Here is a 26,670-nt window from a genome sequence, read left to right on the forward strand (position 1 = left end):
AGCTCTTCCGCGTGGCGATGCTGTTGCCGGTGGTGGCGGTGGTGTCGCTGCTCTTCCGCGACGGCACGGCGAGCGGCAAGAAGCCGCCGGTGCTGCCGGGTTTCCTCGTCGGCTTCGCGGTGCTGGTTGTCGTGAACAGCCTGGGACTCATCCCCAAGCCGGTCACCGACGCCGCCTCCCAACTGTCGCGCTGGTGCCTCGTCGTGGCGATCGCGGCGCTCGGGGTCAAGACCTCGTTCCAGCAACTGGCTGCGGTGGGCTGGCGCCCGGTGGCGATGCTTGCGGCGAACACGGTCTTCCTCGCGGCGCTGATCCTGGGCGGGCTGCTGTTGATGCGCTGAGCGGATACTGCAGGGCGCAACGCGAACCAATCATTGGCAGACGGTGACCCCCGGCCCGCAGGACGGGCCGGGAGGGACGCGGCCGTCCGCATTCAAGAGGAATAGGCAGATGGCTTTGGACAAACAGGTGGATTGGTCCGACGTGGGGCCGCTCTTCCGTGACGGCATCAGCGTGATGTTCGGTGGCTTCATGGGGGTGGGGACGCCCGACGGCCTGGTGTCCCTGCTGCGCGAGCAGGGCACGAAGAACCTGACTCTCATCGGCAACGATACGGCCGCGCCGGAGACGGGCGTCGGGCCGCTGATCTCCGATGGTCATGTAAAGAAAGTCGTGGTGTCGCACATCGGCACGAATCCGGTCACGGGCAAGAAGATGATCGCAGGCGAACTGGACGTCGACCTCGTCCCGCAAGGCACGCTCGCGGAGCGCATCCGCTGCGGTGGGGCAGGGCTCGGTGGCGTGCTGACGCCGACCGGTGTCGGTACCGTCGTGGAGGAGGGGAAGGCGAAGATGGTCGTCGACGGCAAGACCTTCCTCGTCGAGCTGCCGCTGCGTGCAGACGTCGCGATCCTGAAGGCGAAGCGGGCCGACCGCGCCGGCAACCTGGTGTACGAGCGCGCGGCGCGGAACTTCAACCCGATCATGGCGCTGGCCGCGGATCTGGTGATCGCTGAAGTCGATGAGATCGTCGACGTCGGCGAGATCGACCCCGATCTCGTGATGACCCCGGCGGCGCTGGTGGACAAGATCGTCCTGGCGCGGAGGCAGTGAAGATGAAACTACCCCCACGCTCACGTTGTTCGCTGCCCCCCGAGGGGGCTCAGGCCTCCTTGGGGCGGCCCGGCGCTAGGCCTGAGGCAAAGGAAGTGATCGCACGACGCGTCGCACAGGAGTTCCAGGATGGCTACGTCGTCAATCTGGGCATCGGTCTGCCCACACTGGTCCCGCGCTATCTGCCGGCGGGGATGCACATCACGTTGCAGTCCGAAAACGGGTTCCTGGGCCTCGCGCCGCTCGAAGGCGAGCCGCTTCCCGGCGTCGTCAATGCCGGTGGCCAGCCCTGCGGGCTGATGCCCGGCGCGGCGATGTTCGACAGCGCGATGTCCTTCGCACTGATCCGTGGCGGTCACGTCGACGTGACCGTGCTGGGCGGGCTGCAGGTGGATGAGGAGGGCAATCTCGCGAACTGGATGGTGCCCGGCAAGATGGTGCCGGGCATGGGCGGTGCGATGGATCTCGTCACCGGCGCGCGCAAGGTCATCGTCGCGATGGAGCACTGCACGAAGGAAGGTGAGCCGCGCATCCTCGACCGCTGCACCCTGCCCCTGACAGCGAAGGGGCGGGTGGCGATGGTCATCACCGAGCTCGCGGTGTTCCGCATTACGCACGGTGAATTCGTGCTGATCGAGCACGCACCGGGGGCCACGGTGAACGACGTCAGGGCGAAGACGAAGGCGCGCTTCGCGGTTTCCGACGAGCTGAAGACGATGAATCTCGGCTGATGCGTGCGGGGCCAACTTGCGCCCCAGCCAACTCATCGCGCAGCGACCGTTTTTGCGGGGGGTGTCCACATGGCCACCTGTGCTTCTCCTCTCTCTCTCTCCGGGATCAGGACACCTCCCTTTTTTATTCGCGGCCCGTTGCGGGGCCGCAGCTTGAACCTTCGAACAGGAGACCCAGGCATTGAACGATTCAACTTTCCGTAAAGTCGCCGTGCTCGGCGCGGGCGTCATGGGCGCGCAGATCGCGGCGCACCTCGCGAATGCCGGGGTGCCGGTGGTGCTGTTCGACCTCGCGGCGCCGTCCGGCGACCCGAACGGCATCGTCACGAAGGCGCTGAAGGGGCTGCAGAAGCTCGAGCCGGCACCCTTCGTGACGCGCGACCGCGTGAATTACATCGACATTGCCAACTACGACCAGCACCTCGAACTGCTGCGCGAGTGCGACCTCGTGATCGAGGCGATCGCCGAGAAGCTCGAGTGGAAGGAAAGCCTGTACGCCAAGATCGCACCCCACCTCGCACCGGGCGCCATCATCGCCAGCAACACCTCCGGCCTGTCGCTCGCGAAGCTCTCCGCGGTGCTGCCCGAATCCCTGCGCGCGGACTTCTGCGGCGTGCATTTCTTCAATCCGCCGCGCTACATGCCGCTCGTCGAACTGATCCCGGCCCCGGCGACGCGCCACGGCGTACTCGACCGGCTCGAGCCGTGGCTCGTCTCGCGGTTGGGCAAAGGCGTCGTGCGTGCGAAGGACACCCCCAGCTTTGTCGCCAACCGCATCGGCGTGATGTGGCTGCTGACGGTCGCACATCACACCGAACGACTGGGCCTTGCCTTCGACGAGGTCGATGCCCTCACCGGCCCCGCGATCGGGCTACCGAAGAGCGCGACCTACCGCCTGCTCGACGTCGTCGGCCTCGATACCCTGGGCTATGTCATCGACGGCCTGCGCAGCGCCCTGCCGGACGATCCGTGGCAGTGCCACTACACGGTGCCGGGCTGGGTCGCGGCGCTGATCGACAGGGGCATGCTCGGCCAGAAGACAGGTGGCGGTGTGTATCGCAAGCAGGGGCGCGACATCACGGTGCTCGACCCGGTCTCGGGCGAATACCGCCCGGCGGGGGGCCGCGTCGCACCGGAGGTCGACGAGATCCTCAGGATTCGCGATGCCGGCCGGCGCCTGCAGCAACTGCGCGACTGCCCGCATCCGCACGCACAGCTCCTGTGGTCCTGCCTGCGCGATCTCTTCCATTACTGCGCGGTGACGCTTGAAGAAATCGCCGACACCGCGCGCGACGTCGATCTCGCGCTGCGCTGGGGCTACGGCTGGTCCCGTGGGCCGTTCGAGATGTGGCAGGAGGCCGGTTGGGCGAAGGTCACGCAGATGCTCCGCGAGGACATTGCGGTGGGCGCGACGATGGCCGCCGTGCCGCTGCCGGCGTGGGTCGACGGGCGCAACGGCGTGCATGCTGCCGAAGGCTCGTGGTCGGCGTCCGAGGGGCGGTTGAAACCGCGCTCGACGCTGCCCGTGTATCGACGCCAGCTCTTCCCGGAGCGCGTGCTCGGGGAGGCCGGGGAACAGGGCGAGACGGTATGGGAGAACGAGGGACTGCGCCTGTGGACGCTTCCCGCGATCGACGCCGGCATCCTCATCGCCAGCCTCAAGACGAAGATGCACGTGCTCGCAAGACCGGTGCTGGAGGGGCTCGCCGAAGCGCTCGCGCGCGCCGAACGCCAGTACGCCGGCGTCGTGATCTGGAACGCGCCGCCGTTCGCCGCCGGGGCAAGCCTCAAGGAAATCCTGGACTTCATTGAGGCGGGCGACTTCGACGCCCTCGACCGCCACGTGCGCGAGTTCCAGCGCACCGCGCTCGCGCTGCGCTACAGCGCCGTGCCGACCGTTGCGGCGGTGCACGGCATGGCGCTCGGCGGCGGCTGCGAGTTCGCGATGCACTGCACCGCACGCGTCGCCGCGGTCGAGTCTAACCTGGGCCTCGTCGAAGCCGGTGTCGGACTGATTCCCGCGGGCGGCGGGTGCAAGGAGTTCGCGCTGCAGGCCGCCGGCATCGCCGCGCGCCAGCAGTATGGGGAACCGAACGCCGCGCTCTATGCGTCCTTCGCGCACCTGTCGAAGGCCAAGGTCTCGAAGAGCGCGCACGAGGCGCGCGACATGGGCTTCCTGCAGCCTGCCGACACCATCCTCTTCAACCCGCACGAACTGCTGTACGTGGCAATCCGCAAGGCGCGCGCGCTCGCGGAAGCCGGGCACTACCCGCCGCCACGTCCGCGCGGCGTGAAGGTCGCCGGGCGCGGCGGCATCGCGACCCTGGAAGCCGGGCTCGTGAACCTGCGCGACGGCGGCTTCATCTCGGCCCACGACTACCGCGTCGCGCGTGCGGCCGCGGTCGCCCTGTGTGGTGGCGAAGTCGATTCCGGCTCGCTGGTCGACGAGCAGTGGCTGCTCGACATCGAACGCCAGCAATTCGTCGCGCTCGCCCGAAGCGCGGAAACCCAGGCGCGCATCCGGCACATGCTGGATAGCGGCAAGCCCCTGCGCAACTGATCGGAGACGCATCGCCATGACTTTGAAACTCCAGGACGCCTATCTGGTGGCCGCCACCCGTACGCCGGTTGCCAGACGCAACGGCATGTTCCGGAATGTCCGCCCGGATGACCTGCTCGCCCATGTGCTGCAGGCGAGCGTTGCGCAGGTGCCGCAACTCGATGCGCACGAGATCGGCGACGTGTACGTCGGCTGTGCAATCCCGGAAGGGGAGCAGGGCATGAACGTCGCGCGCCTCGGCGTGCTGATGGCGGGGCTGCCGGACACTGTGCCCGCGATCACGATCAACCGCTTCTGTTCCTCCGGTCTCAACGCCGTCGCAATGGCGGCCGACCGCATCCGTCTGGGAGAGGCCGAGGTGGCGATCGGCGCCGGCGTCGAGTCGATGAGCGTGATGCCGCAGATGTTCGGCAAGGGCTACGCCGCAAACCCGAAGTGGATGCAGGACGAGCACGTCGCGCTCGCCTATGGCATGGGCCTTACCGCCGAGCGGGTGGCCGAGCGCTGGAAAGTGTCGGGCACCGACCAGGACGCCTTCGCCGCGGCGAGCCACGCCAAGGCGCTGGCTGCGATTGCGGCGGGGCATTTCGACGCCGAGATCACGCCGTATGCGGTCACCGATCATCTTCCCGGCGGTGACGGAATCGTCAAGCGCGTCGAGCGCCTGTGCCGCAGTGACGAAGGCCCGCGCGCCGGCACGACGCCCGAGCAGCTTGCGAAGCTGCGTCCGGTGTTCGCCGCGAAGGGGGCGGTCACGGCCGGCAACGCCTCGCAGATGTCGGACGGCGCCGCCTCGGTGGTGCTGATGAGCGAGGCTGCGGTCAAGCGCTACAACGTCGAGCCGCTCGCGCGCTTCGTGAGCTTCGCGGTCGCCGGCGTGCCGCCCGAGGTGATGGGCATTGGCCCGGTCGAGGCGATCCCGCGCGCGCTGAAGGCCGCGGGCCTCACCCTTGCCGACATCGACTGGTTCGAGCTCAACGAGGCCTTCGCTGCGCAGGCGCTCGCCGTGATGCGCAGCCTCGACATCGACCCGGCGAAAGTGAACCCGCAGGGCGGCGCGATCGCGCTGGGCCACCCGCTGGGCGCCACCGGTGCGATTCGCACCGCCACGCTCGTGCACGGCATGCGCCGCACAGGCAAGCGCTACGGCATGGTCACGATGTGCATCGGCACCGGCATGGGGGCGGCGGGCATCTTCGAAGTGCTGTGACCTGACCTTCCAGAAAATACTACAAGACACCCAAAGGAGAATTCTCATGAGCCAGTACGTCGCACCGACCCAGACAATGCGCTTCATCATCGAAGACCTCGTCGGCCTCGACGACATTGCCCGCCTGCCCGGTTTCGAGGAGGCAACGCCTGACCTCGCGGCCGCGATCCTCGACGAGGCGGCCAAGTTCGCCGGCGACGTGATCGCCCCGCTGAATCGCGTGGGCGATACGCAGGGCTGCAGCGTCGCGGATGGCGTCGTCCGCACGCCCGATGGCTGGCGCGAGGCCTACCGTGCCTTTTGCGAGGGCGGCTGGAGCACCATCGGCGCGCCGGCCGAATTCGGCGGGCAGAACATGCCCAAGCTGCTGGCGACGGCGGTGACCGAGATGGTGCAGTCGTCGAACCTCGCCTTCTCGCTGCTGCCGGTGCTGACCGATGGCGCCTCGGCGGCGTTGCTGACGGCCGGGTCCGCCGAGCTGAAGCAGAAGTACCTGCCGAAGATGATTTCCGGCGAGTGGAGCGGCACGATGAACCTCACCGAGCCCCAGGCCGGTTCGGACATCGCGGCGATCCGTACGCGCGCCGAGCCCGCCAATGACGGCAGCTACCGCATCGTCGGGCAGAAGATCTTCATTACCTACGGCGAACACGAGCTCGCCGACAACATCATCCACCTCGTGCTGGCGCGCCTGCCTGACGCGCCTCCGGGCGTGAAGGGCATCTCGCTCTTCGTCGTGCCGAAGTTCCTCGTCAACGATGACGGTTCGCTCGGCGAGCGCAACGACGTGCGCTGCGTCTCGCTCGAGCACAAGCTGGGGATCCACGGCAGCCCGACCTGCGTGATGGCCTTCGGCGATCACGGCGGGGCCACCGGGTATCTCGTCGGTCTGCCGAACCGCGGTCTCGAATACATGTTCATCATGATGAACGAGGCCCGCTTCGGCGTCGGCATGCAGGGCATCGCGATTGCCGAACGCGCCTACCAGCAGGCGCAAGCCTACGCCGACGAACGCGTGCAGGGGCGCGACGCGGTCACCGGTGCGGACAACGTCCCCATCTCCCTGCACCCCGATGTGCGCCGCATGCTGCTGCTGATGCAGACGCGCACGCAGGCCGCACGCATGCTCGCGTACTGGGTTGCCGGCCAGTTCGATGTCGCCCATGCGCATCCGGATGCCGTGACGCGCGAACGTGCCCGTCAGGTGGTCGATGTCCTGATCCCGATCGTGAAGGGCTGGAGCACCGAAGTCGGCAACGACTCGACGCACCTCGGCGTACAGATCCACGGCGGCATGGGCTTCATCGAGGAAACCGGCGCGGCCCAGCACTTGCGCGATGCCCGCATCCTTACGATCTACGAGGGCACGACCGGCATCCAGGCGAACGATCTGCTGATGCGCAAGATACTGCGCGATGGCGGAGAGCGCCTGATGCTGCTGCTGGCCGGCATCCATGAAGACCTGGACAGACTGAAGCTTGTCGAAGACCGGACCATCGCAGCCTTCGTGCCACGCCTCGCCGCATGCATCAGCGGCTTCGAGAATGCCGCCTGGAAGCTGATCGACCGGGCCCGGACCGATCTCGCTGCGGGGCTGTGGGTCGCCGTGCCCTTCCTGACATTGGCCGGTGTCGCGTGCGGGGCGTGGATGTGGGCCAAGGCGGCACTCGCCGCCCATCGCAAGCTCGCGCAGGGCGAGGGCGACGATGCGTTCCATCGCGCGCAGATCGCGCAGGCGGCCTTCTATATGGCACATGTCGCGACGCAGGCCGAAGGCTTGGCAGCGACGGTCGTCGAAGGCATGGAAGCAACGACAGGGCTCTGAGCCATTGCGTGCCGGGAGGCGGCGCCGTGACGTGCTGCGTGTGACCTCCCGAATCGGAACGTGGATCTGCTCTGCACGAGATCGCACCGAGTACCTCTCATCCCGAGTGCTCAGGCCAAGTGCCTGCTCTCGGGGTGTCGCGAAATGTTAAGGCCTTGTCCTCATCGGGCAAGGGTAGGGCAGCGTCGCCTCCGCATCATTTGTCCGTGCTTCCGGGGCAAATTTTGGACACGCCGACGTATCGCTTGCCGGCGCAAATTGCCCGGACTCCGCCGCTCAGCGGCTTGCCCAATCGACGAGGGGAAGGTAGCGATGAAGAGTCTTTTTGCGAAGGAAGCCGCGCAATTCCTTGGCGATCATACCGATGCGCTGTTCATCGACTGTCGAAGCGAAATGGAGTATCGATTCGTCGGTCATCCCGTCGGTGCGCATCAAATTTCGTGGCTCGACGGGGCAGGGTGGGAAGTGAACCCTCATTTCGTTGCCGAGGTCACCAAACTGGCGGATGGCAAGCACGACCGGCCGGTGATGCTGATCTGCAGGGATGGAAACCGAGCGCTGGCCGCAGGGGGCGCATTGGAAGACGCCGGCTTCCTGAACGTATACACCGTGCTGTGCGGTTTCGAGGGTGACGTTGGGCCCAACCTTCGACGCGGCGAAGTGAACGGTTGGCGCTTCGACGGACTGCCGTGGATCATCAGCGCATGTGGGAAATGCGGCTCGTAGGGCCGAATCATTCAGAGCGCTGACCGGGCCTTCATGGCCATGGCGACCGCGATGATCCCGGCCGTGACCGCGAAGCCCTTCTGGAGCGCGGGGCCCGAGATCAGGGGTGCCACTCTGCGGCCCAGGACCATGCCGAGGATGGCTCCGGCGACAAAGGGTAGCGCGGTTGCCAAGGGCGCGGCGCGTCCCTGCAGGATGCCGCTGATGAAGGTGACGGAGCTGGTGAGCGCGATCGCCATCAGCGAGGTCGCGACTGCAGAGTGCATCGACAGCGGCAAGGTGGAACGAATGGCGGGGACGATCACGAATCCTCCGCCAACGCCCAGCAATCCCGAGAGAAAGCCGGTCACTGCGCCAATCAGCGAAACAGTGATCGCGACGGGGCGGGTCCAGATCAGCCGCCCGGTCGCGGGATTCACACTGCCGATTCGACCGATGGACGACCGGCCTTCACCCGCCACCGCCGACCGCACCACGGCGGTGTCTTCCTTCGACACCATAGCCGTGTAGAACATGCGTGCGGCGACCACGGCAAGCACGAGTGCGAAGATCAATGCCAGGACGTTCGGCTGCATCCCGTCTGCGACGCGGATTCCCAGCGGCGCGAACAGGACACCCACAGCCGCCATCAGCGACGCTGCGCGGTAACGCACGTAACTGTGCTTCCACGCCATGGTGGTCCCCACCGCCGCCGATATCGCAACGGCCAGCAGTGAAACGGTCGCGGCCTGGGTAATCGAATAACCCAGTCCCGCCATCAGCAACGGCACGGCGAAAATCGATCCACCCGCGCCCGTCAGGCCCAGCACCAAACCGACGATCAGCCCGATCCCCAGGCTCATTGAGGATCCGCGCGATCGAGGACAAACGAAAGCATCGCGTAGCCCAAACGGGATTCCTCACGAATGACAAGAGCAGAAACGTATAACCGAAAGGCTCACGCCAGTCAGCGACCATTGTCACGCGTCGATCCGTCACTGTTGGTTCATGGCATGCCGTGCGCGAATGCGCATGAGGTCGGCCCCGTAATGGCAATAGCCGATGGCGAAAGCCACGGACGCCGTTAGGGCGACCAGCGGTATCAGTTGCATCGCGGCGAGCAGGCCGATGCGATCGGCAAGTATCCCCGTGACGAAGGGGCCCGGTGCGAGCCCCAGGAGGTTGTTGGCGAGGGTCAGTGTCGCAAAGGCGGTTGCATGGATCGAAGTGGGCGTAAGGTTGGCGACCATCGCGCCCGCAGGCCCGGTGGTTCCCGCCACGAAGAACATGCCGAGCCCTATTACGGCAAATTGCAGCGGGCCCGGTGGCAACAGGAAGCCCGCGACCAGAAGGACGCACGAGGTGATCGAATAGACGATCGCGATCAGCCATTTGCGGACCGCAGAATCGCGGCTGAGGCGGTCTGTGATGATGCCGCAGCTGGTCATGCCGACCGCGCCGATGAGGACGAAGGCCGCGGCCGCGAGACCCGCCTTGTCTGGTGGCAGCCCGTAGTAGCGATTGGCGTAGCTCGGCAGCCAGGCGATCATCGACGCCATCGTGAAGAGCTGCAGACCGCTGCCGACATAGGCGCAGACGACCGAGATTGAGGAAAACAGTGCGGAGAACAGGCTGCGCAACGATGGGGGGGCGGAGCGTCCTGCAGCCCCGGCCTTGTCTGCCGCGCCGCGCCCGTTCTTTCCGGCGGACAGGCGGGTTTCGGTGACGATCGCGGCATAGAGGATGACGAGGGCGAGTCCGAACAAGGCCATCGCTCCGAAGGCCCAGCGCCAGCCCAGGTGCGTGGACACCACGCCGCCCAGCGCCATGCCCATCACCGACCCCACCGCGCCGCCTGCCATGAAGGCTCCGGTCAGCGAAGAGCGCAAGTGTGGCGGAAAGACGCTCAGGATCAGCGCGATCCCCACACTGCCGTAGGCCGCTTCGCCGACCCCGACGAAGAAGCGTGCGGCGAACATCTGGCCATAGCCTTCGGCCAACGCACACGCCAACGTGGCAAGGCTCCACAGGCCCGCCATCAGGACGATGCTGCGAACCCGCCCCCAGCGGTCGGCCAGTACCGACAGCGGAAAACTCAGAAGCCCCACGAGGAGGGCGACGATGCTGTTCAAGGACCCGAGTTGCGTGTCGGACAGGCCCCATTCGGCCTTGAGCACCGGAAAGACGGCATTCAATACCTGCCGCGACATGTAGTCGGAAATCAAAAGGCCAAAAGTCAGTGCGAAAACAATCCACGCGAAGGAACGCGACACGGTCTGTGTGTATGGAATGTTCGCGCTTGCGTCAGCGACGTGCGTTGCCACGGTTGTCCCCTCCGGATTTGCCTGGTCGACCGGGTTCCACAAGTGGGGAACCGGCCTCCGGCTTCCTTATAGTTGAAGGTGCGGAGGGGGGATGACGACGCATCCGCCTCCGCGGTTTCGGGGTGTCCGTTGTGGGGGTACGCCCGCCAAGTTCCGTCCCGAGACTGAGGTATATCCTACGGCGGTACGCGGCGGGATGCACCCCTCGCTGGTGGGGGGCATCCTGCCTGTCAATCCACTATCGCCAGCAATACGATATTGCGGCGAAATGCAATGGCAGCGCAGGCAATTCAGGTTATTGCTTTAGCGCAGGGGTTTCTGGCGCCGGGGTCAGGGCACCGTGCGCGCTTCGACGGGACGGGCCGGCATGCGTACGTAGATGGTGCTGACGCCGGGAACCACCGTCCGTGTTCGGGCATCACGGACCGGAGTGCCGGCGGCCGAGCTGCAGCCGCCCGACGCGCAGCCGCCGGCGCTGCCGTTGGAGCTGGCGCCGGAACTGCAGGATCCGGGGCCGCAGCCGCCGCCCGTCGGTACGCGCTCGCCGTCATCGCCATCGTCCACGAAGGGCACGACCTCGACTTCGTAACCCTTGCCCTTGTATTTCGTGACGAGCTCGGAAAGCCGTGGCTCGCCGATCTGCATCATGCGCATGTAGCCGTCGCCCTCGAGGCGGTCGTGCAAGGCGTCGATGTCGTCGGGTGTGTAGGACCGTACCTGGCTGATCGGGATGATCTTCTTTGTGGTCATGATTCCCGCTCCCTATCGATTGAACTCGACGCGTTCGCTGCCGCTGAATACCAGGAAGCGGTCATGCTTCGCCCGCCCGATCAGCGTCACGCCGCAATGGCGGGCAACATCGAGGCCCATCTCGGTCGTCCCCGAGCGCGAGATCAGAACGGGGATGCCCATCTCGGCCCCCTTGATGACCATTTCGGAAGTCAGACGTCCGGTCGTGTAGAAAAGCTTGTCGCTTCCCTGTTCGCCCCGCATCCACATCAGGCCGGAGATCGAATCGACGGCGTTGTGGCGGCCGATATCCTCAACGTGGTGCAGGATCTCCGCGCCGTCGGCCAGCACGCAGCCATGAACGGCGCCGGAGCGCTTGTACACCGTGTCGAGCTGCCGGACCTTGGCCAGCAATTCGAAGATGCTCGAGCGGGCGACCTTGAAGCCGCCGCCCAGCGTCTGGAGGCGTTCGAGGGCATTGCCGAACAGGGTGCCCTGCCCGCAGCCCGACGTCACCGTGCGCCGGCGCAGCACTTCTTCGCAGCGCTCTCCCGCATCGCCACGGCGTGTGCTCACGGCGGCGGCGTTGACCTCCCAGCTCACCTGGATCTCGCTGATGTCGTACAGATCGTCGATGAGGCGCTGGTTGCGCAGGTAGCCCAGCACGAGGGCCTCGGGATTCTGTCCCAGGGTCATCAGCGTAACGATCTCGCGTTTGTCGAGATAGATCGTCAAGGCTCGCTCGCCGGGCATGTGAGTCGGCTGTGGTTGGCCATTGTGGTCCAGCACGGTACCTGCGACGACGGGCTCGCAACGAGCCTGCGAGAAGAACGGACGGCGGTCCATCAGCATGGGAGTCTCCTAAAGAACGCGGTGGTATTCCACGAAGGAGGCCTGCATCACAGCGAATGCCCGGCCCCTTTCCCCTCGTGATGCAGTCGTTTATGCCTGCTCGTCGCCGGCCAGATAAACCGATTTCCCCGCCGTCAATGCTCTGGTCGGCAAGCCCAGAATCGCCGAAGGGAGGATCGTGATCCGTCCTTCCTTCTGGCCGGCCTTCTCCAGGATCAGGTTGGTCGCCCATTTCGCGGTGACGTTGGTCTTTTCCATCCACTGACAGGTGTGCGGAACGGACACGATGTCGCCGATGAACAGCAGATTGTCGATGGGCGATTGCACTGCCGGCCGCTTCGCCTCTTCGCCGACCTCGCAGTTCATGTACGTATTCCAGCGGTTGACGTACCAGCCCTTGAACTCGGGCAGATCCGGAATGAAATGCTTGATGTCCTCGTAGCAAAGGGTCGCGATGTCCTTGCTGTTCGCCGTGGACACCTTTTCCGCCCGCGGCAGATGAACCTCGATGACCGTCACATCCTTGTCGATGTATTCGTCGGACCATGCCCAGTGCTTGCCGTCGGTGGTCCTGGCACGCATGGAGCGGTTGATCATGACGCTGATGTTTTCGTAGCCGGTGGTGACCAGCACGGGGCTTGGCCCCTGATTCATTTTCTCGAGGGCCTTTTCCCAATATCCCTTGCCCTCGAACCACATGTTGCACACATACACCGACTTCGACTTGATGTCCGACGCCCTGCGGAAGTAGTCGTGATTGAAGGCTTCCAGATTCTTGCCGAGAAAACTGTTCAGGCCCGGCCCATCGAGCGCACACACGAAGTAGTCCGCCTCGAACCGGCGCTCGGCGCGCTCGTGCTCCGCAATCGTCCGCAGCATGTCGGCATTGGCGCCGCAGTAGGGGCACTCGTGGCCGACTTCCATGCCGTCGAAGATCAGGTTGCCGCACACCGAGCAGCGCTTGATCACCTGCCGCGGGATCGTCAGCGCCTTGACCGCGATCACCCGGCCGTCGGAGACATCGACGCCGTCCACCTCGGTGAAGTAGCGGACTTCCCCACCATGCGCGCGGATATAGTCGGCCATCGGCTTGAGGAAGCTTTCCGCCGTCGGATTGCGGTAGAAGTTCATCTTCAGGTCGTTCGGGCTGCCCACGAACAGGATCGTCTCGCGCGCGAGCGTCAGTGCGGACGCCTTGTCGATGCCTTCGTAATAGCCGAGCTCGCAGAACGACGTGAAGAATGCGGCAATTCCCGGTGAGTAGCAGTTCATCCCCTTCAGGTAGTTCTCGAACGAGATGCCGTCCAGATAGGCCGTCTGTTTGGGATCGTTGTAGTCGTAGCTGGCGAGCTTGCCGACGACGGTCGTCAGGTTCTTCTTGTCCTCCGCGGACAGCAGCCCGAATTCGGACATCGAGTGCAGCAGTTGCAGGCGATCGTAGGGCGCGGGCCAGTTCGGCATGGGAATCTTCGCCGTGCCGAGCGTCTTGTCCGTGTAGTTGTAGATGGTGCCGTCGATGGTGTCGGCCAGTTGCCAGCCGTAGCGCCCGAGGAATTCGCGCAGATTGTGGTAGTAGCCCCACACGCCATGCACGGCGTGCTCCCGGATGTAGCCCGGGAAGGACGGGTCGTCATCCGCCGGGCCCCAGGTCTTGTCGCGCCACGAACGCAGCTTGCCGCCGGGGTTGGCGGCCTTTTCGAGCACCGTGACCTTGAACCCGCGGGCGGCCAGTTCGACGCCGGCCTGCATCCCCGCCAGGCCTCCGCCCACGACAACGACACTCTTGCCGTTCGGGGGCAGCGTGGCCTGATTTTCCTTGACGTTCGGATGCGGCTTGTCGAATTCGCCGCGATTGGAAAGCGGCATTGCGCCCAATGCACTGGCGGCGGCCACGCCGCCAGCAATCAGGCCGCTCTTCTTGAAGAACTCTCGTCTGCTCGTCATGATCGTCTTTCCTTCCGCACGGGGCTTGGATGCGTGGCGATATCGTGGGTCAATTACCGACCGGCTTGCCCGCCGCGGCGGCTGCGCTGGTGGTTCCCGGGGCAAACAGCCACAGGCGGCGGTTGAACAGGGTCGTGAGCAGGTTCCGGTAGTTCTCCGGCAGCCACCGCGAGATGGCCCACATCAAACGGGCATCGGCCTGGGGCAGCGAATAGAGCTTGCCCTTTTCCATCGAGCGGATGGCGTAGCGGGCGACGGACTCCGCCGTCACCTTCGACTTCTTGATCTCTTCCATGATGCCCCGCGCGGCCACGCTGGTGCATTGGGCAACCCGCTCGTTGTTGGCGATGTTCGACTGGAAGGCGGTCGGGCAGAGCACCGTGACGTCGATGTTGTCGGTGATCAGCTCGGTCTTCAGGGTTTCCGAGATGGCGATGGCGGCCGCCTTCGAGGCGTTGTAGCTGGCCATCTCCGGCAGGCAGAGGAGCCCGGCCCCCGAGGCGACGTTGAGGATGTGGCCGCCGCCGCATTTCCGCAGCACCGGAATGAATGCACGGCAGCCGTGAATGATGCTCCACATGTTCACATCCATCAGCAGGCGCCAGTTGTCCAGCGAGAGGCCATCCTCCAAGCGGCCGCCGTCGGAGACTCCGGCGTTATTCACCAGCACGTCCAGACCGCCCCAGCCGGCGGTGATGCATCGGGCGGCGGCCGCGAAGTCCTCGGGTTTGGTGACGTCGAGCTGCAGTTCCATGGCTTCGCCGCCGGCGGCGCGTACCAGATCGGCGGTTTGCTTGACCGCGGCCGGATCAAGGCCACTCACGGCGACCTTCCAACCGCGCTGTCCGAACTCGATGGATAGGGCGCGGCCCAGGCCGCTGGTGGTGCCAGTGATCAGGACCCGTTTGTTCGGGAAGCGCTGTTCTAGTGAGCTCATGTCGAATTCCGCCGATCGTTACAGGATCTGTAGGTCGGAAGAATTCCCGGGCGCGAGCGCCGTCCCGGTCTCGGGGCCGTTCGTGCTCATGGCGGGTCTCCTCCGTCAAATACTTACTTTTTGTGTGTGATCACGTTAAGCACTTTGGCGGAGCCGGGATTGACCTGTTGGGACATCGGCTTGACATTTCGTGCGCGCGGTGCGGCGGGCGCAGAGCGCGGATGAGAGCCGATCCGCACGCCGGCGGGCGTAGTGGGGACCCACCAGCCAAGGGGGGGAGGGGTGTCGAGCGGATGCCTGAAATCGATCCGCCGGAGCTCTTGAAATCGGCCCGAAAGCCTCATCAAGTGCGGGATTTCGGCGTGAGAGCTTTTGTTAGGACTCCCATTGCCGGGGGGTAAATTGCCCGCTTTGCCTGAGACGTAAAGTCAAGAACATGGCGCGCCCCGTCAATCTTGCACATGTTCCCCAAGCGCTTAATCGATTCCGCCAATCGAGGCGTGGATGACCTGCGTATTGCGTGGCTGGCGATTCGTCGGCAGTTGCGGGGTTCTTCGGTTGCCTCACTCTAACAACGGATATCAGGTGCTTGTATGAATACTGAAACCATGACGGTGGACGCGCCCAAGGCGAGCAGCCCCGGTATGCAGAAGAACCGGCCAATAGAGGAGATCAAGAGTGTGGTCATCCGCTTCGTCGGGGATTCCGGCGACGGCATGCAGCTTACCGGCAACGAGTTCTCCAAGGCCGTCGCCCGCGCCGGTCATGATTTTGCGACCCACCCGGATTACCCGTCAGAAATCCGCGCCCCGACCGGCACGCTGTTCGGCGTTTCCGGCTACCAGATCCAGTTCTCCTCCGGTCAGGTGTTCACGTCCGGCGACACCCCCGATGTGCTGGTCGCGATGAATCCGGCGGCGCTGAAGACCAATCTGTCGGACGTGAAGCACGGCGGGATGATCATCGCGAACAGCGGGGCGTTCAACAAGGTGAACCTGGAGAAGGCGGGTTATCAGAGCAATCCGCTGGAAGACGGGACGCTGACCGATTTTCGTCTCTACAGCATCGATATCTCCGAGTTCACGACGCAGGCCCTGAAGGACACGGGGATTGCGAAGAAGGAAATCGGCCGGTGCAAGAACTACTATGCACTCGGCCTGATGCTGTGCCTCTACAGCCGCCCGCTGGAGTCCGAGGAAGAGAACATTCGCGCGAAATTCGCGAAGAAGCCTGAGATCGCCGAAGCGAACGTCATCGCGCTGCGCGCGGGCTATGCGTATGCCGAATCGACCGAGATGTTCGTCAGCACCTATCAGGTGCGCGCGGCTGACATCCCGCCGGGTCGCTACCGCAGCATCACCGGCAACCATGCCGCCGCGCTGGGTTTTGCGGCCGCATCCGAACTGGCGAACGTGCCGCTCTTTCTCGGCTCCTACCCGATCACGCCGGCCACGGACATCCTGCAGGAGTTGTCGGCCCTCAAGCATTTCAACATCACGACCTTCCAGGCGGAAGACGAGATCGCCGGCATCTGCTCGGCGATCGGCGCGGCCTACGGCGGCGTGCTGGGTCTGACGACCACGTCCGGTCCCGGCATGGCATTGAAGACCGAGGCGCTCGGTCTCGCGGTGATGCTGGAATTGCCGCTCGTGATTACCAACGTGCAGCGCGGGGGGCCGTCCACGGGCCTGCCGACCAAGGTCGAGCAGTCCGACCTGCTGCAGGCGGTGTATGGGCGTAACGGCGAATGCCCGATCCCGGTCATCGCCGCCCGCTCGCCGGCCGACTGTTTCGAATGCGCGATCGAAGCCTTCCGCATCGCCGTCAAGTACATGACGCCGGTGATCTTCCTGTCCGACGGCGGTATCGGCAATGCGGCCGAGCCGTGGCGGATTCCGGACCCGGCGACGCTGCCGCGGTTGGACGTGAAGTTCCGCACCGATCCGGAAGGCTTCCAGCCCTACGCGCGTGACGCAAACCTCGCGCGCGCCTGGGTGCGTCCCGGTACGCCCGGCATGGAGCATCGCGTCGGCGGCCTGGAAAAGAACTACCTGACCGGCAACATCTCGCACGACCCGATCAACCATGAGCGCATGGTCGCCGTGCGCGCGGCCAAAGTCGCCGGTGTCGCAGAGGACATCCCGCCGCTCACGGTGGAAGGGCCGGACAGCGGCGACCTATTGATCGTCGGCTGGGGCAGCACCTACGGCTCGATCGTGCAGGCGCGCGAGGCAGCAGTGCTTGCCGGGAAGTCGGTCGCGCACGTGCATCTGCGCCACCTCAACCCGTTGCCCGACGACCTCGGCGAGATCATGTCCCGCTACAAGGCCGTCCTGGTACCGGAACTCAATCTCGGTCAGCTCTCGAAGCTGCTGCGCGAGCGCTACCTGCGCGATGTGATCGTCATGTCGAAGATGCAGGGAAAGATGTTCAAAGTCTCCGAAATCCACGATCGCATCCTGGAACTGTGCTGAGGAACCGACCATGAACCAGATGACAGAAATCAAGCCGCTGACGAGGAAGGACTTCGAGTCGGACCAGGATGTGCGCTGGTGCCCCGGATGCGGCGACTACGCCCTGCTGGCCCAGGTCCAGAAACTGTTGCCGACGCTGGGCATCCCGCGTGAGAACTTCGCCTTCATCTCCGGCATCGGCTGTTCCAGCCGGTTTCCGTACTACATGGAAACCTACGGCATGCACAGCATCCACGGCCGCGCGCCGGCCATCGCCAGCGGACTGAAGCTCGCACGGCCCGACCTGTCGGTTTGGGTGGTGTCGGGTGACGGCGACTCGCTCGCGATCGGGGGAAACCACTTCATCCACGCGATGCGCCGCAACATCGGTCTCAAGATGATCCTGTTGAACAACCGCATCTACGGTCTCACGAAGGGGCAGTACTCGCCGACCTCCGAGTTCGGCAAGAAGACCAAGACCACGCCGCTGGGGAGCATCGATCGCCCGTTCAGCCCTGTCTCGGTGGCCCTGGGAGCAGGGGCGACCTTCGTTGCGCGCACGGTCGATAGCGACCATCCGCACCTTCTGGAAACCCTGAAGCGCGCGGCCGAACACCCCGGGACTGCCTTCGTCGAAGTGCTGCAGAACTGCGTCGTCTTCAATGACGGCGCCTACAACGCGCTGAGCGACCGGGAGAGCCGTGCCGACGCGCGCATTCTGCTCGAGCATGGCAAACCGATGCGCTTCGGGAAGGACGGCAACAAGGGGATCCGCATGCGCGGTTTCGAGCCCGAAGTCGTGACAGTGGGTGAAAACGGCGTCACCGAGGCCGATCTCATGGTGCATGACGAGACCGCGGCGAACGGTGGTTTGGCCTTCTTCCTTTCGCAATTCGCGGCACCGCTGCCGGTCCCGCTGGGCGTGTTCCGTGCGGTCGATTCGCCTGTCTACGAAACGCTCAACCAGCAACTCGCTGCCGACGCCCGTGCGCACAAGGGGCAGGGCGCATTGGACAAGCTATTCAACAGCGGTGACACGTGGACGATCGACTGAGATACGAAAGCATCATGACTTGCGGACCGCGTTGATCGCGCGCCGACGTCGCATTTCGACTTTGCCGAGGAAGGATGACATGACCAAGAGAGTGGCCCTCGTGACGGGCGGAATGGGTGGCTTGGGCACGGCGATCTGCCGCTCCCTGGCCGGGAACGGATTCGCCGTAGTCGCGAATTGCCTGCCGGGCTTTCCGGACATGGACGAATGGCGCGTGACGAACGCGCGCGAAGGGTTCGACTTCCATTGCGCGGAGGGAGACGTATCGGACTACGAATCCTGCCGCGACATGGTGGCCGGAATCGAGTCGCGAGACGGCCCGATCGACGTACTGGTGAATAACGCCGGCATTACCCGCGACTCGGTATTCACGCGGATGGGCAAGACCGACTGGGACGCCGTCATCGACGTGAACCTCACGAGCGTCTTCAATGTCACGCGACAGGTGCTTCCGGGTATGGCCGAGAGGGGCTGGGGGCGCATCATCAACATCTCCTCGGTGAATGGCGTGAAGGGCCAGTTCGGACAGGCCAACTATTCGGCCGCCAAGGCGGGCATGCTCGGTTTCACCAAGGCGATCGCGCAGGAAGTGGCGCGCAAAGGGGTCACGGTGAACGCGATCGCCCCCGGCTACATCGGCACCGACATGGTCCTGGCGATCAAGCCCGAAGTGCGCGAGAAGCTCATCGCGCAGATTCCGGTGGGCCGCCTGGGCACACCCGAGGAAATCGGCCACCTCGTGGCCTACCTCGCTTCCGACTACGCCGGCTACATGACCGGCGCCACGCTGCATCCCAACGGCGGTCTGCACATGGCATGAGGCGCAACCGTCGGCGTGCCTCGCGGGCGCAGTCCGTGCGCCGGGCACGCCGCCGCGCCGTGCGGCCGGGGATCAATCGCGATCCATCCGGCAGAACCCTTCCTACCCGATCAAACAGGGAACGTTCCAACATGACCACCCTCCTCAAGGGCAGCTGCCTTGCCATCTACCTACTGGCCCTCGCGGGCCTCGTCGTCGAAATTCCGGCCAGCGTCGCCGCTCCGGTGAGGTACGCCGCGTTGATCCTGCTCGGGGCGCACATGGTCGAAGTGCTCGTGGCGTTCAAGACCATCCGGCTCTATCGCGGGCCGCTGTGGGTCAGCATCCTCCTGACCGTGCTGTTCGGCTTCCTGCACTGGATGCCGCTGGCAAGGAACGGGCGGGAGAACCGGGCCCCCGAACGGGCCTGAGGTCTGCCTCCTCCCGGCAATCACTCCGTGGCGCGCTCCTTCGGTGCGCGGATCAGGAAGGCGGCCAGCGCGGGCAGCAACAGAATCGCGCCGAAGACGTTCACGAGGAACATGAACGCCAGCAGGATGCCCATGTCGGCCTGGAACTTGAGCGGTGAGAAGGCCCAGGTCGCGATCGAGGCCGTCATCGTCACGGCGGTGAACACCGAGGCGGTTCCGCGCTGCTTCAGGGCTTCGACGAAGGCCTCCCGCAGCGCGCTGCCGGCCTCCATCTCGTGCTTCATCCGCTCGAAGAGGTAGATGCCGTAGTCGACCCCGACACCGACCCCGAGCGCGACGACGGGCAGGGTATTGACCTTCACGCCGATGCCGAGCCGGGCCATCATCGCATTGCACAGCACCGTGACCAGTGCCAGCGGCAGGACGATGCACAAGGTGGCGGGAAGAGAACGGAGCATGGCAAGGCAGAGCAGGCCCACTGACCCGAAGAGCGCAAGGTTGACCCAGCGGTCGGCCGCTGCCACCGATTCGTTGGTCCCGGCCATTACGCCGACGTTGCCGCTGGCGAGGCGGAAGTTGAGCTGCGGGGTGTCGTACCTGGCCTTGAACGCCTTGATCTGGCGGACGATGTCGTCGATCGTGGTGGCCTGGTGGTCGCGCGTGAAGATGGAGACCGGCATCGCGGTGCAGGTCGAATTCATGAGTTCGTTGCCGAGCCGGGTCGCAAAGCCGACCCCCTGGGCGATCTGGGCGCGATCCTCCGGCAGGGTGTGCCACATCAGGTTCGTCTCCGCGTAGGACTGGGTCACCGCCTTGACGAAGCCCGCAAGGCCGCGCACCGCCGCGACTCCCTCGTTCTGCCGCAGCCCCAGTTCGAACTCCTCCATCCTGTCCATTACGGCTCGGTCGACGCAGGGCGACTCCGTGCCCCGCGCCTCGGCGATGACTTGCAGCACATCGACTCCGATGGCGAAGCGGCGCGTGATCTCGCGCACGTCTTGGTTGTAGCGCGAATCAGGCCGCAACTCGGGAACGCCGTCGCCCAGATCGCCGATCTTCAGGTCGCGCACGACATAGAGCCCGGCCGCGAGCGCGAGGACGGCAAGCCCGATCGCGACACCTCCCACCCGACGCGTCGCGAGCGGGCCGAGCCGAGTCCAGTATCGGTCGGCGCTGCCCTCGTGTCCCTGCATCCGTCGCGCCTGTTCGGGCGACAGGCGGCGGTAGGAGAGCAGGATCGGCAGCAGCAGCTTGTTGGTGATGATCATCACGGTGACGCCGAGGGTCGCGGTGATGGTCAGTTCGCGGACCATCTCGATCTCGACGAAGGCGATCACGAGAAAGCCGATCGCGTTTGCGAGCAGCGCGATCGCGCCCGGGACGAAAAGCTTCCGGAACGCGATGCGCGACGCGCTCACGCCGTCGGCCCCCGCGAGCATCTCCTGCTTCCATGCGCTCGTCATCTGCACGGCATGGGAGACGGCGATGGCGAAGATGAGGAAGGGGACCAGTATCGACATCGGGTCGAGCGTGAGCCCGAGGAGCGGCAGCAACCCGAGCAGCCACACGACCGGGACGACGGCGCAGATCAGCGCATACGAGGTCAGCATGCCCGAGCCGGAGTACCAGAATAGCAGCATCGCCGTGATCGTGAATGCGACGGCAAAGTAGCCGACCGCGCCGGCCGCGCCATCGGCGATGTCCCCGATCGCTTTGGCGAAGCCGATGATGTGCACCGACACCGCGTCGTTTTCCGTTGTGCGGCGGATCTCTTCGAGCTTATGGGCGATCTCCTGCAGGTCGAGACGGCCGCCGGACTCCGGATCATTTTCCTGCAGGGTCGCCACGACCATCGCGGCGCTGCCGTCGGTGGCGACGATGCGGCCGTTCCAGTCGGACTTCGCCACGTTTTCGCGGATCAGGAGCAACTGTTGCGGTGTTCCGGTGTAGTCAGACGAGACGATGTTGCCGCCGCGGAATCCGTCCTCGACGACCTCGTTGTAGCGGACGTTGGCCGTGAACAGGGACGTTACCGAACTGCGCTCGACGCCGCGGATGTAGAAGACTTCCTCGGTGACCTTGCGCAGGGTGTCCATGAAGGACTGCGTGTAGATGTTCCCGTCGCGCGCAGCGACGGCGACGAGGATCTTGTTCGCGCCGCCGAAATCGTTCTGGTACTGCAGGAAGGTCTGCATGTATTCATGCCGCAGCGGGATCATCTTCGAGAAACCCGCGCTGACCTTCAGGTGCGTCGCCGACCACCCGAGCACGAGCGTGATCAGCACGAACAGGGTAAGCAGGGGCTTGCGCAGCCGAAAGATCGAATAGGAGATCCGGCCTATCGGGTCGCTGTGCAGTGGAGCGGCTTCCCGGCCGGTCCGGTTGCGCAGGAATGCAGGGTCATTCATTCATGTTCTCCGAAGCGTATCGGTGTCGCCAAGACCGGTTCCTCAGGTGCCCGGGCGCAGGGCGTACACGCCATGCTCGCCGTAGAGCACGAGTTCCCCGTCGCTGCGCTCGAATGCGCCGGCAATGCTGCCCGCGATGGCGTGTTGCACACGGAAGCTGCGGCCGTCGTCCGCGCTGATGGCAAGCAGGCCCTGACCGCCGGTGATCGCGATCCGGCCGTCGCGCAGGGTGGTGGCACCGAAGACCGGACGCCGGGTGGCCAACTCGATCCGGGTCCAGCTCGATCCCCGGTCGGCGGAGCGGTAGATGTTGCCGCGCATGCCGAACACGAGGATGGCGCCCTCGGGCGTGAAGGCCGCGCCGAAGAAGGATCCCTCGTAGGGCGAGGGCAGCCGCCTCCAGCTCAGTCCGCCGTCCGTCGAGCGGGCCAGGGTTCCCGACTCGCCGACGAGCAGGAGCATGTCCTTGCCGACAATGACGCGGTTGATGTGGCGATCGAACTCCTCGTCGAGCACGGCCTGCCGCTTCCACGTGAGCCCGGCGTCCTCGGAGCGCAGCATCAGGCCGAATGCGCCGTAGGCGAGGAGGGTGGTCGGACCCAGCACCGTCAAGCCCAGAAAGGAGTCGCTGCCGGCATCCGTCTCGATCATCCGTGCGGTCCGCCCGCCGTCCCCCGAGCGCAGCATCGCACCGCCGTGTCCGGCGCCGATCCAGACCTTTTCATCCAGCGCGACGACGCTCGTCAGCGTTCTGGTGGTCTTCTGCGAGCGCAGGCTTTTCCAGTCTGCGCCGTCGTTCGTGGATACGAGTACCGTGCCACGTTCGCCAACCGCGATCACCTTCGGGCCGCGGGCGTGCGCAGCAAGGATGAGGACGCGGTCGGCGCGGATCGGCACATCGGAGATCACCAGGGGCGCCGGTTCGGCGCGGACGGCCGCCGGCGCGGCAATGACCGTTGCCAGCGCTGCGAGCGCTGCAGTCAGCAAGGGGGTCGTAGTCATCACGCTTCCGGAGCGAAGCAAGAAAAAAAAGGGACCGTCAGGCATCTGACGGTCTGGTGAAGTCACCAAAGGAGAGACGGTTCAGCGGGTGCCCGCGCGGCGCAACGCGTCGGGCTGGAAATCGGACCAGCGGGCCTTGATGCCGTAGCGGATCGGCAGCTTCACCTCGTTGTCGAGGTTGCCGGCCATGTAGTTGCCGTTCGACAGGTCGTGCCAGACATTCACGGACTGCCACGGGACGACGGCATCGTAGTTCTGCCGGAAGCCATGCACGCCCACGCGCCACAACTGTCCGCGCGTGTCGTATGCGTCCTCGACCAGCACCATCCAGCTGTCCTCGTCGAGGTAGAAGGTGCGGCGGCCGTACACATGCTTCTGCCCTTCCTTCAGCGTGGCCTCCACCACCCACACGCGATGCAGCTCATAGCGCATCAGATCGCTCTTCACGGTGTTCCGGTCGAGGATGTCCGCGTACTTCAGTTTCTTGTCGCCGATCCGGTAAGTGTTGTAGGGAACGTATAGCTCCTTCTTGCCGACCAGCTTCCAGTCGTAGCGGTCCGTGGCGCCGTTGAAGCCGTAGTACTGATCGGTGGTGCGCATGCCCTCGGTGCCGTCGGCGATGTTGTCGTAGGCGAAGTCGGGCGCACGGCGGACACGGCGCAGGCCGGAGTTGTAGATCCAGGCCGAGCGTGCCTCCTTCACCTGATCGACGGGTTCGTGCACCAGATAGACCTGGCCGTCGAGGGTGGCCGGGGTGGTGAACCAGGCGTAGAACGCGAAGGCCAGATCCTCGCGCTGCACCGGCTCGAAGTTCTTCGGCGAGATCACCCGTTCGATGACGCCCGCCTTGTACGTGTCGCCGCTCGCGCGCACGGGAAACCAGGCGTACTCGCGCTCGAAGCCGCCGCCGGTGTAGCGCAGCAGGTGGTTGTACATCGCCTCTTCGCCGTTCTTCGGAATCGGGAAGGGAATGTGCGAACCCTCGCGGCCTTCGATGTGGCTCTTGTTCATCGAAATCTTCGTCGACTCGGCCTTCGCCTGGTCGAGCACCGCCTGCGGCAGCGCGGCCGTGCGGTGGGTCGGATACACCGGCATGCTGAAAGTCGGATATTTCTTCAGCAGCGCCGACAGACCGGCCGGAAGCCTGTCCTTGTACTGATCGGCGTTGGCGGCGTTGATCGTGACGGCCGGCTTTTCGTCGGCGAAGGGATCGGCATAGCCTGCCTCGGCCTGCCAGCCCGCCGGCGGCTTGGTCAGGCCGCCGTTCCATGCGGGAATCGAGCCGTCCTTGTTGCCGGCCTTTTCCGCGCCGCTCGCGGTCAGGTCCCTGCCGAGTCGGTCGGCCTCGGCCGCAGTGAGGGCGGCGGCCACGGGGCCGCTCAGGAATGCGCAGCAGGTGGCGGTCGCGATCAGGGTGTGCGTGAATTTCATGCGTCGTCTCCGGTCGGGGTCTCAGAAGGTCGCGCTGACCGAGGCACTGAAGTAGTCGCGGTCGCGGAAGGCGTCGAACTTCGCGGCGTTGCCGAAGGTCGTGTAGCCCAGTTCCAGCGCATAGCGTTTCTGGTAATCGAACTTGACGCCCAGGCTCAGGACCTGACGGTCTTCGATGAACTGGACATCGCTGGAATGGCCGCTGACGTCATGCCCCCAGAAGACGCTCGGGGTCACCGTGAAGCCGGCGATCAGGCCCGGATAATCGAGCGAGGCCTTGAGCCGGTAGCCCCAGGCGAACTTCGTCACGAAACCGTCGTCGCGACACCCGTCCTGCTGCGGATTGACCAGCGCCCCGACGGGATTCGTGCAGGTGCTCCCGCCGAAGGGGACGCTGGCGTCCGACGCGAATCCGAAGATGAATCCGCGGCCGTAACGTCTTCCGTTGCCCGGCAGCTTGTTCCACTGCATGCCCGCCTCGGCCACCAGAACGCCCTGCGATGCGCCGAGCATTCCGGGCAGGACCTTGATCGTGTTCACCTGGAATTGCGATTTCTCCACGCGGTCGTAGCCGGAGAAGTAGGTGCCTGCGCCGCGCAGGGTCGCCGAGACGCCCTTTGCCCCCATCGGGCCGATGCCGGTCAGCAGGCCCTGCAGCAGGTCGTTGCCGTTGATCTGCACCGGCTGGTTCGGCGTATGGCTGAATTCGGCACCGACCGACCAGCCGGCGATGTTGGTCGACAGGCTCAGACCGTAGATATTGATCCCGTCGGGGTATTCCCAGAACGCGCTGGCGGACTTCAGCCCGAACGGCGCCAGCGCCGGAATGGGATTGATGAGTCCCGTTGCCGCCTGCAGGGGCGTGCCGATCAGGCTCGTCCCGGTGCGGCCCGAGACGATGGGTACCCGCGAGTTGATCCTCATTGCGTAGGCGCCGAGCTCGGAGTCGATCGCCTCCACCGGCATGCGGAACGCAAGGCCCCACTGGCCGGAATCGCTGCCGTCCTTGCCCTTGCTGAGCGGCATGTAGTTGCCGGCCATGAACTGGGCGGCGTTGTTGTCCCCCCCAAGGGTTGTCGTCGCGGCCTCGCAGCCCGAGCCGCGCGAGGTCGACAATGCCCATTCGACGGGCGACCAGTAGCCGCCGCAGCTGTCGAGAATCGTCTGTTCCCACTTCAGCTGGTAGAAGGCTTCGAGCGACGCGCCGCCGCCCAGGCCCAGATTGCCGTAGAGGCTCCAGACCGGCAGCAGGGCTTCCTTGACCTCCGTTCCCGGCTTGGTCAGTGCCGGAATGTCGATCGGGTTGAGCTGGTTGATGCCCTGGATGAACAGGCTTTCGCCCCAATTGACCACCTGCCGGCCGGCGCGCAGCTGCAGGGGTCTGTCGGCGACGTGGAAGGTGTCGAACACGTAAGCGTCGAGCAGGGCAACGCCGTCGTAGCGGTTCAGGGCCGGTTGGCTCGCGTCCGACAGTCTGGCGTGCGGCGTGTGCCCCTGGTCGCCGTTGCCGGCACGCACGGACTCGTCATTCAGGGCCTGGTCGTACCACGCTTTTGCACGCAGGAAGGCGCCCATGTCGCCCTTGCGCAGGGATAGTTCGGAGAGCAGCTTGAGGGGCGTCGCGAACCGATCGCCCTTGTCCCAGTTCAGATTTCCGCTGTCGGTATTGGAACCACCGGTGCCTCCGGGGCCATAGCCCGCGCGGATGCCGTCCGCGTTGCTGTACAGGCGCGCACTGGGCGCCTCGGTGCGCCAACTCGCGCCGACTGACAGCGTGTTGTTGAAGCTGCCGCGCCAGCCGCCTTCGGTTTCGAATTCGAAAGCACCTGCCTGGCTTCCGTACGCCAGCAGAATGGTCGTCGCAAGTGATGCGCTTATGCGATGCCCGCGCTTGTCGATTGAATTCAACCTGTTCATCTCCCCATCCTTCTTGTTTGCCCGCGGTCATTCTTCGTGTCGGTCCGCTCGGTGACGGCGTCAGGATCAGCGGCAAGATCTGTGACGCAGGCAGGATAAATTCGCGCGGCAAGACGTTTACCCCCCCACGGAAGGTTGGGTGGCCAATCCGTGCGGCTTGTCGGAAGTGGAGCGACGCCGGCCCGGCCGCGGCGGGTAGCCGCGGTCAGGCTGGGGACGGGGCGCGGGATGTGAGGGGGCGAGGC

At 65.2% G+C, this 26,670-nt stretch carries 21 protein-coding genes; 11 read left to right on the forward strand and 10 right to left on the reverse strand.

Annotated elements, in window-relative coordinates:
* The 7 genes from GPA27_RS23200 to GPA27_RS23230 all read left to right on the forward strand — a co-directional run.
* Positions 1-341: putative sulfate exporter family transporter (locus GPA27_RS23200; protein WP_169142802.1), on the forward strand; the 341-nt coding region annotated here is incomplete at its 5' end.
* A gap of 109 nt (positions 342-450) precedes the next feature.
* Positions 451-1,113: an acetate CoA-transferase subunit alpha gene (gene atoD / locus GPA27_RS23205; protein WP_169142803.1), complete on the forward strand. Its 663-nt coding sequence runs from the start codon at positions 451-453 to the stop codon at positions 1,111-1,113.
* A 95-nt stretch (positions 1,114-1,208) separates the two neighbouring features.
* Positions 1,209-1,844: a 3-oxoacid CoA-transferase subunit B gene (locus GPA27_RS23210; protein WP_269469659.1), complete on the forward strand. Its 636-nt coding sequence runs from the start codon at positions 1,209-1,211 to the stop codon at positions 1,842-1,844.
* A 181-nt stretch (positions 1,845-2,025) separates the two neighbouring features.
* Positions 2,026-4,404, forward strand: coding sequence for a 3-hydroxyacyl-CoA dehydrogenase/enoyl-CoA hydratase family protein (locus GPA27_RS23215; protein WP_169142804.1), 2,379 nt, complete (start codon positions 2,026-2,028; stop codon positions 4,402-4,404).
* Positions 4,405-4,420: 16 nt separating this feature from the next.
* Complete coding sequence (locus GPA27_RS23220) at positions 4,421-5,614, forward strand: acetyl-CoA C-acyltransferase (RefSeq protein ID WP_169142805.1); 1,194 nt, start codon at positions 4,421-4,423, stop codon at positions 5,612-5,614.
* A 46-nt stretch (positions 5,615-5,660) separates the two neighbouring features.
* Positions 5,661-7,439, forward strand: coding sequence for an acyl-CoA dehydrogenase (locus GPA27_RS23225; protein ID WP_169142806.1), 1,779 nt, complete (start codon positions 5,661-5,663; stop codon positions 7,437-7,439).
* A gap of 312 nt (positions 7,440-7,751) precedes the next feature.
* Positions 7,752-8,165, forward strand: a complete 414-nt coding sequence (locus GPA27_RS23230; RefSeq protein WP_169142807.1) for a rhodanese-like domain-containing protein — start codon at positions 7,752-7,754, stop codon at positions 8,163-8,165.
* An 11-nt stretch (positions 8,166-8,176) separates the two neighbouring features.
* Here the strand turns inward: GPA27_RS23230 and GPA27_RS23235 are convergent, their stop codons facing one another.
* From GPA27_RS23235 to GPA27_RS23260, 6 genes are all read right to left on the reverse strand, one after another.
* Positions 8,177-9,007 carry a sulfite exporter TauE/SafE family protein gene (locus GPA27_RS23235; protein ID WP_169142808.1) on the reverse strand — a complete coding sequence of 277 codons (831 nt, stop codon included), beginning with the start codon at positions 9,005-9,007 and terminating at the stop codon, positions 8,177-8,179.
* A 132-nt stretch (positions 9,008-9,139) separates the two neighbouring features.
* Positions 9,140-10,468 (reverse strand): MFS transporter, encoded by a 1,329-nt coding sequence (locus GPA27_RS23240; RefSeq protein WP_169142809.1) that lies wholly within the window; start codon positions 10,466-10,468, stop codon positions 9,140-9,142.
* 330 nt (positions 10,469-10,798) lie between these two features.
* Positions 10,799-11,218, reverse strand: coding sequence for a hypothetical protein (locus tag GPA27_RS23245; protein WP_169142810.1), 420 nt, complete (start codon positions 11,216-11,218; stop codon positions 10,799-10,801).
* Positions 11,219-11,230: 12 nt separating this feature from the next.
* Entirely contained in the window at positions 11,231-12,049 is an 819-nt protein-coding gene (locus GPA27_RS23250; protein ID WP_211165185.1) for a formate dehydrogenase accessory sulfurtransferase FdhD, read from the reverse strand.
* 90 nt (positions 12,050-12,139) lie between these two features.
* Complete coding sequence (locus GPA27_RS23255; RefSeq protein WP_169142811.1) at positions 12,140-13,993, reverse strand: FAD-dependent oxidoreductase; 1,854 nt, start codon at positions 13,991-13,993, stop codon at positions 12,140-12,142.
* Between the two features lie 49 nt (positions 13,994-14,042).
* On the reverse strand, positions 14,043-14,930 hold the full coding sequence (locus GPA27_RS23260) for an SDR family NAD(P)-dependent oxidoreductase (protein WP_169142812.1): 888 nt from the start codon (positions 14,928-14,930) through the stop codon (positions 14,043-14,045).
* Positions 14,931-15,523: 593 nt separating this feature from the next.
* Between GPA27_RS23260 and GPA27_RS23265 the strand changes: the two genes are divergently transcribed.
* The 4 genes from GPA27_RS23265 (at position 15,524) to GPA27_RS23280 (ending at position 19,667) form a co-directional block, all read left to right on the forward strand.
* Positions 15,524-17,404, forward strand: coding sequence for a 2-oxoacid:acceptor oxidoreductase subunit alpha (locus tag GPA27_RS23265; RefSeq protein ID WP_211165186.1), 1,881 nt, complete (start codon positions 15,524-15,526; stop codon positions 17,402-17,404).
* A 10-nt stretch (positions 17,405-17,414) separates the two neighbouring features.
* The gene (locus GPA27_RS23270; RefSeq protein WP_169142813.1) at positions 17,415-18,437 is read left to right on the forward strand and encodes a 2-oxoacid:ferredoxin oxidoreductase subunit beta; all 1,023 of its coding nucleotides are present in this window, start codon (positions 17,415-17,417) and stop codon (positions 18,435-18,437) included.
* Positions 18,438-18,516: 79 nt separating this feature from the next.
* Positions 18,517-19,257: a beta-ketoacyl-ACP reductase gene (locus GPA27_RS23275; protein WP_169142814.1), complete on the forward strand. Its 741-nt coding sequence runs from the start codon at positions 18,517-18,519 to the stop codon at positions 19,255-19,257.
* A gap of 131 nt (positions 19,258-19,388) precedes the next feature.
* A complete protein-coding gene (locus GPA27_RS23280) occupies positions 19,389-19,667 on the forward strand; it encodes a hypothetical protein (protein WP_169142815.1) in 279 nt (92 codons plus the stop codon).
* 20 nt (positions 19,668-19,687) lie between these two features.
* Here GPA27_RS23280 and GPA27_RS23285 read toward each other — a convergent pair whose 3' ends face one another.
* The 4 genes from GPA27_RS23285 to GPA27_RS23300 all read right to left on the reverse strand — a co-directional run bounded on the left by GPA27_RS23285 (position 19,688) and on the right by GPA27_RS23300 (position 26,425).
* The gene (locus tag GPA27_RS23285) at positions 19,688-22,075 is read right to left on the reverse strand and encodes an efflux RND transporter permease subunit (protein WP_169142816.1); all 2,388 of its coding nucleotides are present in this window, start codon (positions 22,073-22,075) and stop codon (positions 19,688-19,690) included.
* Positions 22,076-22,117: 42 nt separating this feature from the next.
* Complete coding sequence (locus GPA27_RS23290) at positions 22,118-23,077, reverse strand: WD40/YVTN/BNR-like repeat-containing protein (RefSeq protein ID WP_169142817.1); 960 nt, start codon at positions 23,075-23,077, stop codon at positions 22,118-22,120.
* Positions 23,078-23,158: 81 nt separating this feature from the next.
* Positions 23,159-24,508, reverse strand: coding sequence for a DUF1329 domain-containing protein (locus tag GPA27_RS23295; protein ID WP_169142818.1), 1,350 nt, complete (start codon positions 24,506-24,508; stop codon positions 23,159-23,161).
* Between the two features lie 21 nt (positions 24,509-24,529).
* Complete coding sequence (locus tag GPA27_RS23300; RefSeq protein WP_169142819.1) at positions 24,530-26,425, reverse strand: DUF1302 domain-containing protein; 1,896 nt, start codon at positions 26,423-26,425, stop codon at positions 24,530-24,532.
* Between the last annotated feature and the right edge of the window lie 245 nt (positions 26,426-26,670).

The organism is Aromatoleum toluolicum, assembly GCF_012911005.2.
GTDB classification, from domain to species: Bacteria; Pseudomonadota; Gammaproteobacteria; order Burkholderiales; family Rhodocyclaceae; genus Aromatoleum; species Aromatoleum toluolicum.